We start from the raw sequence: 17768 nt of genomic DNA, 5'->3' as shown, positions 1-17768 counted from the left end.
CAATGTCAGGACAGGACGATTCGAAGGATCGCGTCGAGCAACCCCAGCGTCCGAGCCGGAGCCCCGAGGACCGCGAACGCGACCAGCGGCGGAACCGGCGCCATCAGCACGAGACCGACGAGCGCGACGATCCGGGCGGGCAAGTTCAGGACGGGCGCAAGCGCGTGAAGTCCCCGTTCTTGCCGCGGACATGAGCGCGCCCCACGAGCCGGCGGGCGCCGCGATTCGGGATCACCGTCCTCGAGCACCTCGGGCGCGGCCACGTTGACGACGGGGTGATCGAACCCTGCGCCTGTGGCGCGAGCGGCATTGCGGAGCAGGTTTGCGCAGACCCGGGCCGGCCGGACGATGTCGGCGACCACGAACACGGGCTCAGGCAGGGCGCTCCATGGTGAGCTCGTGGCGGCCCTCGATCCGCGGATGGACCTGCGCTCGCCCGCTCGGTCGTGGGCCCCTGCAGGTCTATCCGCTCATGAGCACCGGACCTCCCCAGACTTCTGTCGTGGTGCCTTGACCTGGAAGGACCTCCCAGTGACCCTCGAGGGTCACGCGGTACAGCTTGCTGTCCCGGACGATATAAAGGTTATCGTCTCCCCGAGTGGTGGTGATCCCGGTCGCTCCGCCCCAGACGGCGACATTGCCGTACTGATCCGGGAGCACGACGTAGTCGCCGTCGAGGTCCACGCGATGCAACCGTGAGTGTTGCACGATGTACAGATGGTCCTCCCGGGCGGTCATCACGACCGGCCCTCCCCAGACGGCCTCATGACCGTTCTGGTCGGCCAGGACCTCCCAGCGGCCGTCGAGATCCACGCGGTGCAGGCGGTCGTTCTGCACGATGTACAGGTCGTTGCTGTCCCAGGGGACAGCCATGGCCTTGGTGCCGTGCCACCGCGCTGTCAGGCCCTGCTGGTCCGGGAGAACCTGCCAGCGGCCGTCGAGATTCACCCGGTGCAGGCGGCTGTTCTGCACGATGTACAGATGGTCCCCCACTGCGGCCATGGAGGTCGGTCCTCCCCACACGTTCGGCGTGCCGGTCTGATCCGGAAGTACCTTGTAGCTCCCGTCCGCCGGGCTCACCTCGTGCAGCCGATCGTTCTGAATGATGTACAGCGCCTTCAGATCGGGCGCCCATCGGGCCGTCATCGATGTCGCATCGGGCCACACGGGACCGCCGAGCACGGTCCAGAAGCCGTTTTCGGGGTTCACCAGGTGCAATCGGTCCCACTGAACGATCCACAGCGGCTCATCGACGGGCGGCGGCTGGTCCGACGGCTCGGCGCAGAGCGGCGAGTTCGCCTGGTAGAGCCGATTCGTGCGCTCCCCGACGATGTTCGGACCGTCACAAATTTTCTGCTCGATGGGCCCGAGCTCGTACTCGCAGCTCACGTTCCCCGTGCTCAGGTGCCCGCCGGACCCCTTGATGATGACCTTCGTGCTCCTGGCGAGGTTGTCGATGGTGAAGTACTCGATGATGTTTCCTTCGCCCATCCTCACCTCGAGCGGCGTCTTCGCCGTCGCGTTGACCGTATCCCACTCGAGGTCGAGTGTTAGGGGCAAAATCGGGTTCGTGCGCGTGTATTCGACGTAAAACGTCAACCCCTCCTCGTCGGCACTCATGCGGCCGTAACAATCGAGGATCGTCGTCTCGTCCGCGCTTTCGACGCACTTGAGCCATGCCTGGACGATCCCTTGATCGGCCGTCCGGATGACCTCCGTGCGGGCGGTCTGGAGCCCGTGAGACTCGACGCCGCTCCAGCAATTGCTCTTGTAGAATTCCTCGCGCCGGGCTCTCCGCGAAGACTCTGTCGTGCACCAAGAGTCGACGTCCGTCGTCTGCCAACTGCCGCTACCACCGACCGGAATCATCCCGAAGACGAAGTTGACGCCGGCGTCGACGGTCTTCGTGTCGGCGTCGCTACCGCAGTCCTTCTTGAAGGCGCTCTGGTCGGTGCTGTTCCACGTGTGGAGGACCGCGCATGCCGAGGCGATCACGACCTTGTATTGGTCGTAATTGAACGTCCTGTCCGCTTTGTTGAAGATGCCCTGGCTGAGGATCTGGTCGCAGTGAGCGTAGCGGTCGCCGGGGGCCCACGAGGGCGAGGCCGGCGCGGCGAGCTCGAGCGTCCCCGCGTCGATGCCCTCCCCCTGTCCAGGGACAACGTCGTCGGACTCGTCATGGACGTCGTGCAGAGGCTCCTCGGCCTGGATGGGCTCGCCACAACCGCCGTGCACGCCGCCAGCGCTACAGAGAAACACCGACGCGCTCGCAACGCCGAGCGGACGCCACGACTTCTTGAAGCTTGAGACAGACATGCTCCCCACCGCACTCCTTCGCTGTGGCGAGTGGATTAAAGGTCGGGATCTGCAATCCCACCACGAGCGGCTGACCGCGTAACTCGCGGCGGAGCGGTTCGGCCTGGATGCACCGGCAGCCCGCGGGCCCGCCGCGGGTGCAGCTCGTCGAAGCGGGAGCGCCACCCCGGAAGTCAACAGACTGGCGAAGCATGGCCAGACACGGCCATTGTCACGTCGAGCGATGGCAGCGCCGCCTTGACCCGGTTCGTGTCGCCCCGGCGCCCGCGACCTCAATACGCCGCGCCCCTGGTCCTGAAGGGGCTCTGGTGCCAGCTCAGCGGGGGCGCGGGCGCGGCACCGGCCGCGACCGGTCGCGACGACGCCGATTCGCCTGGGCGTGACGACCACGGCCCGCGGTGCGCGCTGCTACTCGTAGGAAGCGAACACCGTGTCGTACGCGAGCCAGCCGCCGTGACCCACCTCGACCGGCCCGGCCCAGCGGTGCGTGCCGTCCCTCCACCCGTCGTGCCTGTACCACTGCAGGTTGCCGCTCCCATCGACACCGTAGATGACGCCCTCGCCGCTGGCGAAGAGACGCTTGTACTCGAGCCATCCGCCGTGACCCACCTGGATCGGGCCGGACCACTGGTCCGTACCGTCCTGCCAGCCGTCGTGACGGTACCACTGCAGGTTGCCGCTCCCATCGACTGCATACAGGATGCCGCCGCTGGTGGCGATGACCCGCTCGAAGCCCAGCCAGCCGCCGTGCCCCACCTCGACCGGGCCGGACCACTGGTCCGTACCGTTTTGCCAGCCGTCGTGCCGATACCACTGCAGGTTGCCGCTCCCGTCGATCCCGTAGAGGATGCCCTCGCTGCTGGCGAACGTCCGCTTGAAACCGAGCCAGCCGCCGTGCCCGACCTCGACCGGGCCGGACCAGAGGTGCTCGCCGTCCTGGCGCCCGTCGTGTCGGTACCACTGCAGGTCACCGTTCCCGTCGATCCCGTAGATGACACCTCCGCTGCTGGCAAAGATGCGTCGATAGCCGAGCCAGCCGCCGTGACCCACCTGAATCGGGCCGGCCCAGCGTTCACTGCCGTCGCGCCACCCGTCGTGTCGGTACCACTGCAAATTGCCGCTCGTGTCGACTCCGTAAATGTACATGTTCGTCCTCCGCCGGGTGCCTGGGCTCAACGGCCTGAACTTCGGTTCTATCACGCGGCCCCGGCGCAGCTACCTCCATTGGCTTCTCATGTGATCGGGTCGACACGGCGGACGTAGACCGCGACGCCCCGCGCGTGGAGACGCGCACGATGGTGACGCAGCGCAGCGGCTCCCGGCCACGGTCTCGCGCGCGCGATACCGCGAATGGACCCGCGTGCGGCGCGGTTTCGGGGCCCATGGGCGCATGCTCGCCCCTTCGCTAATTGTCGCGTGCGCCGAGCAATCGCGTCATGCCATGGACCATCCGGGTGCGATGAATCGTTCGATCGACGCCAGCCCCGGCGGCGGATCGGCGGCGAACTCGCTGCGGAGGATCTGCGGGCTCGTGAAGAGCTTGAAGCCGTGGATCCACATCGGCTGCTCGCGGTCGAGCTCGTGCGCCGGCGGATCGACGGCGAGACCGAGCGCCGCGTCGATCTCCCGCAGGCAACGCTCGAGGCGGGGCCCGTTGCGGTCGGCGAGCTCGACTTGCCACTCGAAGCCGAAGCTGCGGTCGAGCGCGATCGGCGTCCACAGGCTCTTGCGCGTGCCCACCGAGTACGTGCGCTCGTGCAGGCGGAGGTCTTGCAGGAAGATCAGGCCGTCCTGTCGCACGCGGGTGCCGTCTGGGCGCTCGACCCGGCCGTGGCCTGCGATCTCGTCGAGGTAGGGGCCGAGTTCGCCGGTCTCGAGCAGGGCCGAGAGTCGGTCGATGAACTCCTCGGCAGAGTCGGCCTGCAGCGCGATCCGCCGCCCGCGATCTTGCACCTGGGACGGGATCAGGAGCTCGTGTCGCGCGGTGATGGCGAGGATCGCCCGCAGATCGCCGAGCAGCGGCGGTGGCGCCTGCGCGGGCCGGGCCGGATCGGGCTCGAAGCGCCAGCCGACCGAGAAGAAGCTGTCGGGATAGGGTTCATGCGTCGGATCGACGGTGAGATCGACGGCCATGCCGCGAGCGAGGGTACCGCAGATGCGACCACGCCGACGACGAGGTGGGATGCACAGGTCCGCATGTGGGCCGGCGTCGAGCCGAGGTCGGTGTGCGACACTCGTCGGCATGTCGTCCGTCGACGGGCGCCCGCACGCCGAGCATGCCGGCTTCTACCGCGGCCTGTTCCTGATCGCCGCGGTCGCGGTGCCGACGTTCGGCCTGGTCGAGTGGCCCGAGGCTTACGACTCCTTCCCCGTGCGCCTGCTCTTCTCGGGCGTCGCCCTCGCCGTCGTCGCCGCCTCGTTCCGCTCGGCGGCGCTGCGTCGCCGGCTCCGGCTCGCCGCGCTGCTGTACTGCTACGCCCTGTTCGCGTGGTTCTGCTACGTCGGCTACCGCCACGCGATGACCCTCGAGGACATCCTCGGCCTCTTGCCGGTGGTCGTCGGCGTCGTGGTCAACCTCCGCCGCGCGCGGGAGCTCGTCCTCTTCCTCGGCTACATCGCCGCCGTGCTCGCCCTCGTCTACCGGGGGCTCGATGCGCCGGCGGTCCCCTTCAGCGTGCCCCTGTCGATGTTCGCGGTGTTCGCCGGCGTGGTCGGGTGGATGAGCATCTGGCGGACCCGGCTCGAGGAGGCGCTGCAGGTCGCCAACGCCACGCTCGAGGCGCGGGTCGCCGAGCGCACCGCGCTGCTGGAGCGCGAGGTCGCCGAGCGGGTCGTCGCCGAGCGCCGGGCCAACGCCGCCAGCGAGGCCAAGTCGCGCTTCCTCGCCAACATGAGCCACGAGCTGCGCACGCCGCTCAACGCGGTGATCGGTTACGCCGAGATCGTCGAGGAGGAGCTCGCGGCCTCCGACCGGGCGCACCTGTGCGCGGACCTCGACAAGGTCGGCCGCGCCGCCAGGCACCTGTTGACGATCATCGACGACGTCCTCGACCTGTCGCGCATCGAGGCCGGCTCGCTGGAGCTGCGGCGCGAGCGGGTGGCCGTCGCCGCGGCCCTCGACGACGCGCTCGTGCTGGTGCGGCCGCGGATCGACGCCCGCCGCGACCGACTCGCGGTCGCGGTCGCGCCCGCGCTGGCGATCGTCGGCGACCACGACGCGCTGGTCCGCGTGTTCGCCCACCTGCTCGGCAACGCGGCCAAGTTCACCGAGGGCGGGACGATCACGGTCGCGGCGACCCGCGTGGGCGACGAGATCGAGGTCCTCGTGCGCGACACGGGGATCGGCATCCCCGCGGCGGCCCTCCCGCAGATCTTCGAGCGCTTCACCCAGGCCGACGACAGCTCGACGCGCCTCCACGGCGGCGCAGGCCTCGGCCTCGCGCTGTGCAAGGAGCTGGTCGAGATGATGCACGGCGCGATCGCGGTCGCCAGCGTGATCGGCGAGGGCAGCTCGTTCACCGTCCGCCTGCCCGCGGCTTGACTCGACGACCGCGATTCATGGCGCATCGGTCCACGCGCGCAGCGTCGCGCCGAGCCGGGCCACCGCCTCGGCGATCGGCCCCGGGGCCTGATTCGAGAACGACAGCCGCAGGTGGTTGCGCGGCGCGTCGGTCGGGAAGAACGCGGCCCCCGGCTCGAACGCCACCCCCTCGTCGATCGCCCGGGCGAGCAGCGCGTCGGCTGCCAGCGCCTCCGGCAGCGTCACCCACACCGAGAAGCCGCACGTCGGCCGGGTCCACCGCACGCCCCCGGGCATGTGCTCCGCGAGCGACTGCAGCATCACGTCGCGTCGCTCGCGGTAGCGCGGCAGGCAGCGGGCGACGTGCGAGCCGAGGTCGTGCCGGTCGAGGTAGCTCGACAGCGCCATCTGCCCGAGCGTGTTGGTCTGCAGATCGGCGATGCCCTTGAGCAGCACCAGCTGGGCCGTGACCGCGGGCGGCGCGACGATCCACCCGACCCGCAGCCCGGGCGTCAACACCTTCGAGAACGTGCCGACGAGGATCACCCGCTCCTCCGCGCCGGGGTAGCTGCGCAGCGGCCGGCGTGCCCCTTCGAACTGGATCCGCCCGTACGCGTCGTCCTCGACGATGAGGGCGTCGTGCTCACGGCAGAGCGCGACCAGCTCTTCGCAGGCCTCCGCGGTCAGCGACGAGCCGCTCGGATTGTGGCCGGCGGGCGCGAGATACAGCAGGCTCTTCTCGCCGCCGCGCACCAGCTCGCGCACCGCCGCCATGTCGAGTCCGTCCTCGCCGCGCGCCAGCGGGACCATCCGCGGCCGCTGCAGCCCGAACACCTCGATCGCCGCGACGTAGGTCGGGGACTCGATGCCGAGCACGTCGCCCGGGCGCAGCAGCAGCCGCGCCAGCAGGTCGAGCGCTTGCTGGGCGCCGCTCGTGATCAGAAGCTCGTCCTGCGCGACCTCGACGCCGCGGTCCCGCAGCATCGCCGCGACCTGCTCGCGCAGCGGCCCGTAGCCCTCGCTCCACTGGTACTGCAGCGCCTCGCGGCCGTGCTCCCGCATGACCTCCTCGAGCGCCTCGGCCAGCGCCGCGCGCGGGAACAGGTCTTCGCCCGGCAGACCGCCCGCCAGCGAGAGCACTTCTTTTCGCGTCGCCGCCGACTTCAGCAGCCGCTCGACCTCCGGCGGTTGACGCGGCGAGATCCACTGCTTGAACGGGAACCGGACGGCCACGCCCGGGGTTTTGGGGCAGCCCCACGAACTGTCAAGTCGCAGCCGGGAGCCGACGGCGCCGGCGCCCGCCGCGACGACCCGGGCTCGACCACCGCGAGTCCGCAGGTCCGAACGACCCGGCGCCCGAGCTCGCGGCGCAACTCGCGGCGAGGGGCCGGATCCGCGTCGCGGCCGGCGATCGCGAATCCGGCGAACCCGAGCGAGGCGTCATCGGGCTGTCCTGCCTGTCAGCGCGAAGCGGAGCTTCAGCAAATGGGTGAACAGCCGGAACTGCGCGCGGAACCTCAGCCGCGCTCGCTCGTCCGTGTCGCCGCGGGCCGCAGCGGGCCCCGTAGATCATGCCCTGAAGTCGAGCACCAGCCGGCCGCGGACGCCCCCGGCCTCGAGCAACCGGTGCGCCTCCGCGGCCTCCGCGGCCGGGAGCACTCTGGCGACGCGCAGGGTCAGCTTGCCCTCCTCGGCTTGCTGCCGCAGGTGTTCGAGCTTCGCCGTGTCGGTGAGCCCCGTGCCGACGAAGACCGGGTGCGCGACGATCCCTCGCTCCGTCGGACCCTTCCATCCGCGCACTGTCACGATCCCGCCGCCGTCGACGATCGCCGGCAAGATCCGCTCGTGGAGCATCGCCGCGTCGATCACCGCGTCGACCCCCTGCGGGACGACCTCGCGGATCCGCCGCGCCAGGTCGTCGCCCCGCTCGAGGATGACATCGGCCCCGAGTCGCTCGACCAGCCCGTGATCGGCCGGCGATGCGTCGGCGATCACTCGCAGGCCGTCGGTCTTGGCCAGCTCGATCGCGTAGCCACCGACCGCCCCGGCCGCGCCCGTCACGGCGATTGTCTGTCCGGGCTGCAGGCCGAGCGCGTCGAGCCCGAGCCGCACCGTGAGCGCGTTCATCAGCAGCGTCGACGCGGCCGCCAGGTCGCTGCCTTTCGGCGCGCGGACGACCGAGGCCGCGGGCGCCACGACCTGCTCGGCGTACGCGCCCTTGTGGGGACCGTAGGGCGTGACGATGGCGATGACCTCGTCTCCGATTTTCAGGCGATCGTCGCTGCCCGGCCCGACCGCGTCGATGACCCCTGCCGCGTCCATCCCCGGGATGTACGGCGGCGGCGGGATCTGCGGGATCAACCGCGCGATCTCCCCCGAGCGCAGCAACACGTCGGTCGGATTGACCGCGGCCGCGTGCACGCGGATCCGGACCTCGCCCGGGCCGGGCTGCGGCTCCGGCAACTCGATGATTTTCAGGACCTCCGGCCCACCGAACTCTTCGACTGCGATGGCTCTCATGCGACCGGTCATAGTCCGCCGCTCGCGTCCCGGCAAGGCGCACACCCTCGGGCGATTCGCGCATGGCCCGTTCGCGCGTGATCCTCACGCTTCGAATCGACGACGTCCGACCTGGGACCCGCGCTCCGTGCATGAATCCCCGCGACGCGGCGGACTCGTCCGTCGAGCGCCGCCCCAGGCCAGAATCGTGGACCGCCGGCATCGCCGACGCCGCGGAAGGCGCGCGAGGCCGTGCGACGGCGAGCGCCGGGCCGCCGCCGGATCATCGGCGAAGGCGCCGCCGATTCGTGGTCGCTCGCGACGATCGCACGCCGCTCGTCGGGAATGGACAAGATCGGCGAAACGACGTGCCTTCATTGATCATACTGCTTATTTCCTCGGACATCAGCGCTCACGGCAATCAGCCGCGCGCTGTGATGATTCGATCGCCGTCGCATCGTTCTCTGCGAGACGCAGCCGAGGAGCGCCGCGCCGGGTCGTCGCCGCGCGACGAGCGGCCTCGAGTCGCGTGCCGATCCCGCAGAGCCCCTCGGCCCGAGGACACGCTCGATCGAGAGGAAGCGGGACCCCTCGCCGCTGACGACGAGCTCTTCGGGCGCGCCGTCCTCGCGCCGGACGGGAGCCATGTCGCCCCGCCGCGGGGCGTTGCGGCTCCATGAGCGCTGCGCCATCCTCCCCCGGTGTCTCGCCCCCTGTCCCGCGCGCCCGCGGTGCTCGTGCTCGCCGGGTTCGCTTCGACCGCCCAGGCGGCGAGCGACCGCGTCGCGCTGCGCTGGGACGGGCCCGACGACTGCCCCGAGGACAGCTTTCGCGCCACCGTCGATCGCTACCTGGGCCCGCGCGCCGGCGACGGTCCGCCGCTGTCCGTGCGCGTGCGGGTCCGCGAGCACGCGCCCGGGCGCTGGTCGCTCGACCTGGACGCGGCCAGCGCGGCGACCACCGGCACCCGTCACCTCGAGGCCGAGAGCTGCGAGACCGTGCTCGACGCGGCCGCCTTCGTCGTCGCCCAGGCGATCGCGGCCGCCGGCGCCGAGGCGGAGCCGCCGGCCACGACCGGCGAAGCGCGCGACCGCGCGCTCGTGCCCGAGCCCGGCGCCGCGGAGCAGCCCGCGTCGTCGCCCCCCGGCGACGCGTCCGCGCCGCTCACGGGCGCCGGGGCGTCGCCGGGGACCTTCGAGCCCGCCGAGGCGCCGCCGCCGGACGACCCGCGGGCGAGCGACGGCCCCGAACCGACCCCGACGGGCGACATCGCGCCGGTCGGGCCCCGGCCACCGCGCCTGCGCGCCGCGATCCGCGTGACCGGCGGCATCAGCGGGGTCGCCCTCCCCTCGCTCGGCGGCGACTTCGGGCTCGCCGTCGGCCTGCTCGGCGCGCGCTGGCGCGCCGAGGTCGTGGGCCACGGGCGCCTGCCCGCGCGGGTGCGCGCCCCGGCCGAGCCCTCGGTCGGCGCCGACCTCTCGCTGTGGGCCGTGGGTCTGCGCGGCTGCGCGGTTCCGCGCATCTCACGCCCGGCGCCGTCGTTGCGGACCGTCGAGTTCCCGCTGTGTGCCGGCGCCGAGCTCGGCCAGGCCATCGGCCGGAGCGTCGGCCTGACCCCGCGCGGCCGGGCCAGCGTGGTCTGGGCGGCGCTCACCGCCGCGCCGGGCGTGCTGTGGGTGCCCCGCCCGTGGCTCGCCGTGGGCGTGCAGGTCGAGCTCGCGGTGGCGCTGCTGCGCCACGACTTCGTGATCCGCGGCCTCCCGCCGCTCCACAGCCTCGGCCCGGTCGAGGTCCGCGGCGTGGTCGGCATCGAGTTCCGCCTCGCGCGCGGGGGCGCCTCCGCGCGCGGGCGTGGGTCGTGACGGATCCGGGCGTCGGTGGGAAATCCGAGCATGCCGCCGCCCCGCGAGCCCGCCGTCAGCCCTGCAGGGGCGCACGAGGACGCGCGGGCCCGGCTGGGTGCCTTGTACCAGGCCCACGCCGACTTCGTGGTCCGCATCAGCCGCCAGCTCGGGGCTCCGGCGGCGCAGCTCGAGGACGTCGTCCACGACGTATTCCTCGTCGTGCACCGGCGCCTGGGCGAGTACGACGCCGGCCGCGGCTCGCTGCGCGCGTGGCTGTACGGGATCACCCGCAACGTCGTGCTGCACCGCATCCGCGGCCAGGCCCGCGCCGAGCGGCGGCTTCGCCTGCTGCCGGATCCGGAGCCGCGGCCCGAGCCCGACGAGCGGCTGGCTCGCAGCCACGCCGCCTCGCTGGTGCAGCGCTTCCTCGACCAGCTCGACGAGGATCGGCGCCTGGTCTTCGCCCTGATCGAGATCGAGGGCATGAGCGCGCCGGAGGTCGCCGAGGCGCTCGGCGTCAAGCTCAACACCGTCTATTCGCGGTTGCGTCTGGCCCGGCAACAGTTCAAGGCGATTGTCGACCGCCTGCATCACGGGCGAGGAGGATCCCATGGAGGAGCTTGACCGGAGCGCTCACGAGCTGCTGCGCGAGTACCGGGTCGGCGCCGGCCTCGACGCCCCGGCGCGGGCGCGCGTGTGGCAGCGCCTCGAGGATTCGATCGAGGCCTGCCCGCTCGCGGATGTCCCGCCGGCTCGCCGCCCGCGCGACCGCAAGGTGATCGCCGTCCTCGTCGGCTCACTGGCCGCGGCGCTCCTCCTCTTCGTGTGCGACCGACGGGGGCTGCGCGAGGCCGGGCGAGGGACCGACGCCGAGGCGGCCGCCTACGCGGCCGAGCGCGCGGCCGGCGAGGCGCGCGAGCGCGGGTCCTCGAACCGACCGGCGCAGGAAGAGGCCGGCCCGACCCCGGCGGCCACGGACACCGAGGCTGCCGCCCCTGCGCCTGCCGCCCCCGCGGACGACGACGGCGCGGCCCGGCTCCGTGGCGGGCGCGGAGGCCCCCGCGCCCGCGGCGCTGCCGAGTCGCCCGATCGAAAGGACATGCCGGAAGAGACAGGTCCTCGGGGCCAGTCCGGGCTCGCCGCCGAGATGGCGCTGCTGCGCCGCGCGCGGGCGGCCCTGGACGGCGGCGATCCGGGCGCCGCGTTGCACGACCTCGCGGCCCACGAGCGCGCCTTCGCGGCCGGGCAGATGCTGCAGGACCGCCTGCTGCTGCGCATGGAGGCCCTGTGCGCGCTCGGCAAGGGCCGCCAGGCGCGGGCCGAGGCGGCGGTGTTCCTGCGCACCTACCCCGAGTCGACGCATACCGCCCGGGTGCAGACGATTTGCCCGGAGTCGCCGAATGGCGTGACGGATTGAGGGGGGCTCGGGAAACCAGCGCACCATGATTGATCGACTTCGACTTCGTCCCCACGCGCTGACGCGCGCCCTCGTGCCTTGCCTGCTGCTGTCCGCCTGCCCCGGCGAGGAGGGCCTGCTGACCGACTACGACCCCTCGACCACGAGCACCACCACGGAAAATGCGACCGGCGACGCCTCGAACTCCGGCGATGGCCCGAGCACCGCGGACGCCGAGACCGAGACCGCGACGACGGGCGAGACCACGGACCTCGGGACGACCACCGCGACCACCGGCGACACCGTCGACCCCCTGCCGGAGACCGTCACGTCCTTCACCGGCGGCGAGGAGAGCGACACCGACGGCACCGACGGCGACACCGGCGTCGGTCCCGGCGAGAGCGACTGCACCGAGGAGTCCGGGCCGTTCGGGGCCGATCTGAGCAGCATCTACCTCGACGAGCTCCAGGGGGCCGGCACCTACGATTGCGCGGTCGTCTCGGCCGACAACGCCACCCCCACCCACCTCTATCTCGAGTTCGACTGCCAGGGCGCGAACGCCTTCTTCAACATCAACGGGCTGCCCGACGACTTCAAGACGGACTTCGACGGGGTCACCGAGATCTCCCTCGATCTCGAGGTCGACGGGTTCGAGGGCGATTACGGGCTCACGGTCCGCGACAAGGCCGACGGCGCGCTCGTCCTCGGCGTGTTCGCAGCCGACGACTCCGGGGTCGTCGAGCCCGACTTCACCCCGCTGAGCTACGACTGGGTGGCGAGCTGCGGGAACTCGTGCGAGACGTTCAGCACGGTGAAGTTCGCCCACGAGGAAGGCGCGTCGATCGAGCTGTACCCCGGCCAGCGCGGCCTCGTGACCGGCGGCGGGCGCGACTACGACATCGTCCTGATCACCGCCTACACGAACCTGTGCGAGGACCACAGCGACTACCACGCGTGGGTGATCGGCGCGGCCCCGGCCGGTTGAACCGACCGTCGCGCCGCGAGCGCGCGGCTCGTACGATGAACGAAAGGCCATGTCCTCACGGACATGGCCTTTCAAACCTATGGCCTTAGCGCTCACAGCGCGTCGGACCGCTCGAGCCGGGCCCCGGCCGCGCGCGCCAGCGCCACCGCCAGCGGCAGCGCGAGCAGCAGGCTCAGCGGCCCCAGCCAGCCCAGCGTCCCCTCGTGCCACAACAGGCTCGGCATCGCCAGGCCGTGGAGGGCCGCCGGGCGCCCGACGAACGCGTCCGGCCGGTACAGCAGCACCGCCGTCGGCATCATCGTCCCGAACCACGCCCCGCAGGCCACCAGCAGACCGGTGAAGGGGTCGCTGATCCGCACGAACGCGACCTGCAGCGCGGCCAGCAGCACCACCGTCAGCGCGGTCAGAAACAGCCCGCCGCCGAGGGCGCCGAGCGCCGACACGCTGGTGCCTATCCCGGCGTGCGCGGCCATGGCCACGGCCATCGCCGCCGACGTCACCGCCCCCACGCCCGCCGTCCACGCCAGCACCGGCACCGCCCGCGCCGCCACCAAGTCGGCCGTGCGCACCGGCTTGGCCAGCAGCAGCTCGAGGCGGTGCTCCTCGCGGGCCAGCAGCACCACCCCGAGCGAGCCGGCCAGGCCGACGAAGAAGGTCGGGAAGTACACCCCCATCAGGTCGTTGAGCGCCAGCACCCCGGCCAGGTCGTCGAGGCGGAACCCGACGCGCATGAACGCGATCGCGCGCTCGGGGAACAAGGGCAGCACCAGGTGATTGAACACCACGCAGAGGACCCCGACCAGCATCATGATCAAGGGCCCGCGCCGCGGGGCGAAGCGCCACTCGCGGCGCAGGTGTTGCGAGAATTCGAGCGATGCAGCCGACATGATCACGCCTCCACCTTTCGTACCACCCACGCCCCGATCGCGATCGTCACCGCCGTCAGTCCGGCCAGCGCCAGCATCGGCGGCAGCAGCAGCGACGGGCTCAGGTGCTCGAGGTCCCGCATCGCCAGCGCGCCGAGGGTCAGCGGGTTGGCCAGCGTCATCGCGTACCAGTCGGGCTGGTAGAACCCGACCAGCGCCAGGCCGACCAGCAACCCGAGCAGCATCAGCGCCACCAGGGCGCCCGCCCCGCGCCGGCCCACCGCCACGGTCACCGTCGCCGCCAGCGCCGTGGCGAACACCGCCGCGAACGCGTGCAGGCTCATCGCCGCCAGGAACGTCCCCGGCCGGAAGCCCGCGACCCGCCCGGGGAACCACGCCGCCCCCAGCAATTGCGTCGCCGCGTACAGCGTCAGCATCACCGCGCACGTCGAGGCCGTGCGGACCACGAAGTAGCGCGACAGCGTCAGCGGCTTGGCCGCCAGCAGCCCCAGCACCCCGGTGTCGCGCTCGCGCAGCACCACCCCGCTGGCGAGGATCACCGGCACGAACGCCACCACCTTGTTCATCACCAGGTCGATCCACACGAACATGAACACCGCGAACGGGTCGGCGTCGTGAAACCACGCCGCGATCGCCTCGCGCACGTGCGGCGGCGGGTCGGCCAGCAGCAGCGGGATCGCCAGCACCGCGTAGACCAGCATCGCCGCCGCGATCCACGTCTTGCGCTCGCGCAGCGCCGCCAGGTAGTCGAGCCACAACAGCCGCGTCATGACGCCTGCCTCCGCACGAGGTTGAGATACAGCTCGTCCATCGTCGCCGCCCCGTGCTCGCGCTTGAGCGCCGCGATCTCGCCGCACGCGATCAGCCGCGCGTGGTGCATCGCCGCCACCCGGCGGCACAGCGTCTCGACGTCCGACAGGATGTGCGACGAGAACACGATCGTGACGCCCTGCTGCGACAGCCCGCGCAGGTGCTCCAGCAGCTCGTGGCGGCCGAGCGGGTCGAGGCCCGAGGTCGGCTCGTCGAGGAACAGCACCTGCGGCTCGTTGATCAGCGCCTGCGCCAGCCCGACCTTCTGCGTCATCCCGGTCGAGAACCCGCGCAGCTTGCGGTCGGCCGCGCCTTCGAGGCCGAACCGGCGCAGCAGGTCCTCGCCGCGGGCCCGCGCCGTCGCCGGGGGGATGGCGAACATCGCCGCCACGTACTGCAGGAACTCGCGCGCCGTCATGTCCGGCGGCAGCGCGTACGAGGCCGGCAGGTAGCCGGCTGCGCGGCGCACCTCGAGCGTCGCAAGGGTGACGTCGTGCCCGAGCACCGTCGCCTTGCCGCGGGTCGGGCGCGTCAGCCCGAGCAGCATCCGCAGCGTCGTCGTCTTGCCCGCCCCGTTGTGGCCCATGAAGCCGAAGATCTCGCCTCGCTCGACGGAGAAGTTGACGTCGTCGACCGCCTGCACCGCGCCGAAGCGCTTGCCCAGCCCCTCGACGGTGATCGCACTCGCACTCATGACTGCCTCCTCACCTGTTTACGTGTGGTCTTCTTCTTGCTCGCGGCCCGCCGCGGCGCCGGTTTCGGCGGCGCGGCCAGGCCCGCGAGGAACAGCTGCACCAGACCCTCGAGCACGCGCTCCTGCGACACCGCCACCAGCCCGCTGGTCAGCGCGAGCTGCTGGGGCGCCGTGCGCAGCACGCCGATTGCGAACGGCACGACGTAGCGGTCGACGTCGGGGCGGATCTCCCCGAGCGCGACCCCCTCGTCGACCCAGCCCGCCAGCTGCTCGATCTGCGCCCGCGCGGCCCGCCCGTCGTCCTCCTGCGAACCGAGGCCGAGCGCCTTCAGCTCCGGGTCCTCGCGCAACAGCCGGCCGAACAGCGGCTCGCGCGCGTACTGGCGGTAGGCGAACCGCAGCGTCTCGCCGAGCCGCGCGAGCGGCGACGCGATCGCCATCACCTCGGCCGTGAAGCTGCTGCGGATCGCCGCGAACGTCTCCTCGACGACCGCGCGCAGCAGCGTCTCCTTGTCGGCGAACTCGAGGTAGAGCGCCCCCTTGGCGCAGCGCGCCTCCTCGGCGACCGCGTCGAGCGTGGTGCCCTTGAAGCCCCGCTCGGTGAAGTGGCGCTTGGCCACGTCCAGGATCCTCCGCCGCCTCGTCGGGTCTCGCGCTGCCATGAAAAGGAGCGTGGCTTAAATGACTGCCAGAGTCAAACCAGTCATTTTGAGGACGTCCGCATCGCTCGCAATCGCGCCGCCGAACCGCCCCGTCGAGCCATTCACGGCACGGGCAATTGCCGCGAATTCATGCGGCGGATCGGCCATACGTCATTTGCTCGCGCTCGCCCGGGTGCGACCCATCCCCGGTGAGCACGACCCGGATCCACCGTCACATTCAGGCCCCGCGCGCGGCCGTCTATCGCGCGCTGCTCGACGCCGACGCGATTGCGAAGTGGCGGGTGCCCCCCGGCATGACCTGCGAGGTCCACCGATTCGAGCCGCGCGAGGGCGGGGCGTTCCGCGTCTCGCTCACCTACGACGCCCCCGACCGGGCCGGCAAGACGTCGGCCCACACCGACACGTACCACGGCCGCTTCGTCGCGCTCGTGCCCGACGAGAAGGTCGTCGAATCGCTCGAGTTCGAGACCGACGATCCGGCGCTGCGCGGCACCATGACGATCACCACCACCCTCGCCGACGCCGCCGGCGGCGGCACCGACCTCCTCGGCGTCCACGACGGCCTGCCGCCCGGCGTGCCGCCGGCCGACAACGAGGCCGGCTGGCGCGAGTCGCTCGACCGCCTGGCCCGGCTCGTCGAGGCCGGCAGCGCCGCGTAGCGGCCGCGCGCCCGCGACCGCACTTTCGGCCTTGAATTCCGGCCGCCGAGGCTTTATCGTCATTTCACGATGAACTCGGACGACCCGGCGGTCTGCTGTCCGCCCGCCGACGACCGCCCCGACCTGCGACCGGTCGAGGGCGACGAGGCGGATCACGAGCTCGCCGCGCTGGCGAAGGCGGTCGGTCACCCCGCGCGGGTCCAGATCCTCCGCCTGCTGTCGCGCCGCGCCTCGTGCGTCTGCGGCGAGATCGTCGACGTCCTGCCGCTCGCGCAGTCGACGGTGTCGCAGCACCTCAAGGTGCTCAAGGACGCCGGCCTCGTCCGCGGCGAGATCGACGGCCCGCGGACCTGCTACTGCCTCGACCCCCGCACGATGCGTCGCTTCAAGGCCCTGCTCGGCGGCCTCTAGCCCGCTAAATCGTAATATCACGAGAACCAGGCTTCCGCCCATGCGCACCTCGAACCCTCTCGGCATTTTCGAGCGCTACCTCAGCCTCTGGGTCGCGCTCGCCATCGCCGCCGGCGTGGCGCTCGGCAACCTCGCGCCCGGCGCCTTCGCGTTCGTCAGCGGCCTCGAGCTGGCCAGCGTCAACCTCGTCGTCGCCGCGCTGATCTGGGTGATGATCTATCCGATGATGATCCAGATCGACTTCGGCTCGCTGCGCGACGTCGGCCGGCGGCCGCGGGGGCTCGTCGTCACTCTGGTCACCAACTGGCTGATCAAGCCCTTCACCATGGCGGGGCTCGCCAGCCTGTTCTTCCTCCACCTGTTCGCCGATCTCCTGCCCGCCGCCGAGGCCCGCGAATACGTCGCCGGCGCGATCCTCCTGGGCGTCGCCCCCTGCACGGCGATGGTGTTCGTGTGGAGCCAGCTGACCCGCGGCGACGCCAACTACACCCTCGTCCAGGTCGCGGTGAACGACCTCGTCATGGTCGTCGCGTTCGCGCCGCTCACCGCGCTGTTGCTCGGCGTCAGCGACATCGCCGTGCCCTGGACGACCCTGCTGCTGTCGGTCGGCCTCTACGTCGTCGTCCCGCTGGTCGCCGGCGCCGCGACCCGCCGCGCGCTGGCCGGGCGCACCCGCGACCGCGCCGCGATCGCGCGCTTCGTCGCCGCCCTCAAGCCCGTCTCGGTGCTGGGGCTGCTCGGCACCGTGGTCCTGCTGTTCGGCTTCCAGGCGACCACGCTGGTCGAACGGCCGCTGACGATCGCGCTGATCGCCGTGCCGCTGCTGCTCCAGTCGTACGGCATCTTCGCCCTGGCCTACCTGTGGGCGTGGGCCTGGCGCCTGCCGCACGCCGTCGCGGCCCCGGCGGCGCTGATCGGCACCTCCAACTTCTTCGAGCTCGCCGTCGCGGTCGCCATCGGGCTGTTCGGCCTGCAGTCCGGCGCCGCCCTGGCCACCGTCGTCGGCGTGCTGGTCGAGGTACCGGTGATGCTGTCCCTGTGCGCCCTCGCCAACCGCACGGCCCACCGCTTCCCCGCGTGAATGT

At 71.7% G+C, this 17768-nt stretch carries 18 protein-coding genes; 8 read left to right on the top strand and 10 right to left on the bottom strand.

The features are described 5' to 3' along the window. Nucleotides 1–5: 5 nt before the first annotated feature. From NAEX_RS48575 to NAEX_RS32075, 4 genes are all read right to left on the bottom strand, one after another. Nucleotides 6–368 (bottom strand): hypothetical protein, encoded by a 363-nt coding sequence (locus tag NAEX_RS48575; RefSeq protein ID WP_143140499.1) that lies wholly within the window; start codon nucleotides 366–368, stop codon nucleotides 6–8. A gap of 94 nt (nucleotides 369–462) precedes the next feature. Further along, nucleotides 463–2316: an SMP-30/gluconolactonase/LRE family protein gene (locus NAEX_RS32085; protein WP_100792928.1), complete on the bottom strand. Its 1854-nt coding sequence runs from the start codon at nucleotides 2314–2316 to the stop codon at nucleotides 463–465. A gap of 408 nt (nucleotides 2317–2724) precedes the next feature. Beyond that, nucleotides 2725–3462 (bottom strand): tachylectin-related carbohydrate-binding protein, encoded by a 738-nt coding sequence (locus NAEX_RS32080; RefSeq protein ID WP_096331297.1) that lies wholly within the window; start codon nucleotides 3460–3462, stop codon nucleotides 2725–2727. Between the two features lie 288 nt (nucleotides 3463–3750). Next, nucleotides 3751–4449 carry a hypothetical protein gene (locus tag NAEX_RS32075; protein WP_096331296.1) on the bottom strand — a complete coding sequence of 233 codons (699 nt, stop codon included), beginning with the start codon at nucleotides 4447–4449 and terminating at the stop codon, nucleotides 3751–3753. 109 nt (nucleotides 4450–4558) lie between these two features. Here NAEX_RS32075 and NAEX_RS32070 point away from each other — a divergent pair, with 109 nt between their 5' ends. After that, nucleotides 4559–5857 carry a sensor histidine kinase gene (locus NAEX_RS32070; RefSeq protein ID WP_170136158.1) on the top strand — a complete coding sequence of 433 codons (1299 nt, stop codon included), beginning with the start codon at nucleotides 4559–4561 and terminating at the stop codon, nucleotides 5855–5857. A gap of 15 nt (nucleotides 5858–5872) precedes the next feature. Here NAEX_RS32070 and NAEX_RS32065 read toward each other — a convergent pair whose 3' ends face one another. Together NAEX_RS32065 and NAEX_RS32060 are read right to left on the bottom strand one after the other, a co-directional pair. Further along, a complete protein-coding gene (locus NAEX_RS32065) occupies nucleotides 5873–7069 on the bottom strand; it encodes an aminotransferase-like domain-containing protein (RefSeq protein WP_170136157.1) in 1197 nt (398 codons plus the stop codon). Between the two features lie 336 nt (nucleotides 7070–7405). Then, entirely contained in the window at nucleotides 7406–8356 is a 951-nt protein-coding gene (locus NAEX_RS32060; protein WP_096331293.1) for an NADP-dependent oxidoreductase, read from the bottom strand. A gap of 680 nt (nucleotides 8357–9036) precedes the next feature. Here NAEX_RS32060 and NAEX_RS32055 point away from each other — a divergent pair. The 4 genes from NAEX_RS32055 to NAEX_RS32040 are packed head-to-tail and all read left to right on the top strand — an operon-like array spanning nucleotide 9037 to nucleotide 12560. After that, a complete protein-coding gene (locus NAEX_RS32055) occupies nucleotides 9037–10197 on the top strand; it encodes a hypothetical protein (RefSeq protein ID WP_143140500.1) in 1161 nt (386 codons plus the stop codon). 30 nt (nucleotides 10198–10227) lie between these two features. Further along, a complete protein-coding gene (locus NAEX_RS32050; RefSeq protein WP_096331291.1) occupies nucleotides 10228–10803 on the top strand; it encodes an RNA polymerase sigma factor in 576 nt (191 codons plus the stop codon). After that, nucleotides 10790–11596 (top strand): hypothetical protein, encoded by an 807-nt coding sequence (locus NAEX_RS32045; protein ID WP_096331290.1) that lies wholly within the window; start codon nucleotides 10790–10792, stop codon nucleotides 11594–11596. The genes NAEX_RS32050 and NAEX_RS32045 overlap by 14 nt, the downstream gene beginning before the upstream one ends. Nucleotides 11597–11621: 25 nt before the next feature. Further along, on the top strand, nucleotides 11622–12560 hold the full coding sequence (locus tag NAEX_RS32040) for a hypothetical protein (protein WP_143140501.1): 939 nt from the start codon (nucleotides 11622–11624) through the stop codon (nucleotides 12558–12560). A gap of 92 nt (nucleotides 12561–12652) precedes the next feature. On the opposite strand, the gene NAEX_RS32035 is transcribed toward NAEX_RS32040, so the two are convergent. From NAEX_RS32035 to NAEX_RS32020, 4 genes are read right to left on the bottom strand one after another with little or no spacing between them, the layout of a single operon-like run. Continuing rightward, nucleotides 12653–13447, bottom strand: coding sequence for a hypothetical protein (locus NAEX_RS32035; protein WP_143140502.1), 795 nt, complete (start codon nucleotides 13445–13447; stop codon nucleotides 12653–12655). Nucleotides 13448–13449: 2 nt separating this feature from the next. Beyond that, nucleotides 13450–14217 (bottom strand): hypothetical protein, encoded by a 768-nt coding sequence (locus tag NAEX_RS32030; protein WP_096331287.1) that lies wholly within the window; start codon nucleotides 14215–14217, stop codon nucleotides 13450–13452. Continuing rightward, on the bottom strand, nucleotides 14214–14951 hold the full coding sequence (locus NAEX_RS32025) for an ABC transporter ATP-binding protein (RefSeq protein WP_096331286.1): 738 nt from the start codon (nucleotides 14949–14951) through the stop codon (nucleotides 14214–14216). The genes NAEX_RS32030 and NAEX_RS32025 overlap by 4 nt, the downstream gene beginning before the upstream one ends. Further along, nucleotides 14948–15571, bottom strand: a complete 624-nt coding sequence (locus tag NAEX_RS32020; RefSeq protein ID WP_245913839.1) for a TetR/AcrR family transcriptional regulator — start codon at nucleotides 15569–15571, stop codon at nucleotides 14948–14950. Before NAEX_RS32020 ends, NAEX_RS32025 begins: the two co-directional genes overlap by 4 nt. A gap of 230 nt (nucleotides 15572–15801) precedes the next feature. Here NAEX_RS32020 and NAEX_RS32015 point away from each other — a divergent pair, with 230 nt between their 5' ends. The 3 genes from NAEX_RS32015 to arsB all read left to right on the top strand — a co-directional run bounded on the left by NAEX_RS32015 (nucleotide 15802) and on the right by arsB (nucleotide 17764). Further along, nucleotides 15802–16272, top strand: a complete 471-nt coding sequence (locus NAEX_RS32015) for an SRPBCC family protein (RefSeq protein ID WP_096331284.1) — start codon at nucleotides 15802–15804, stop codon at nucleotides 16270–16272. A 69-nt stretch (nucleotides 16273–16341) separates the two neighbouring features. Then, entirely contained in the window at nucleotides 16342–16683 is a 342-nt protein-coding gene (locus tag NAEX_RS32010) for an ArsR/SmtB family transcription factor (protein WP_096331283.1), read from the top strand. 40 nt (nucleotides 16684–16723) lie between these two features. Then, entirely contained in the window at nucleotides 16724–17764 is a 1041-nt protein-coding gene (gene arsB / locus NAEX_RS32005) for an ACR3 family arsenite efflux transporter (RefSeq protein ID WP_096331282.1), read from the top strand. The last annotated feature ends 4 nt before the right edge of the window (nucleotides 17765–17768 follow it).

This window comes from Nannocystis exedens, from assembly GCF_002343915.1.
Taxonomy (GTDB): Bacteria; Myxococcota_A; Polyangia; order Nannocystales; family Nannocystaceae; genus Nannocystis; species Nannocystis exedens.
This window is presented reverse-complemented; position numbering and strand designations above follow the sequence as displayed.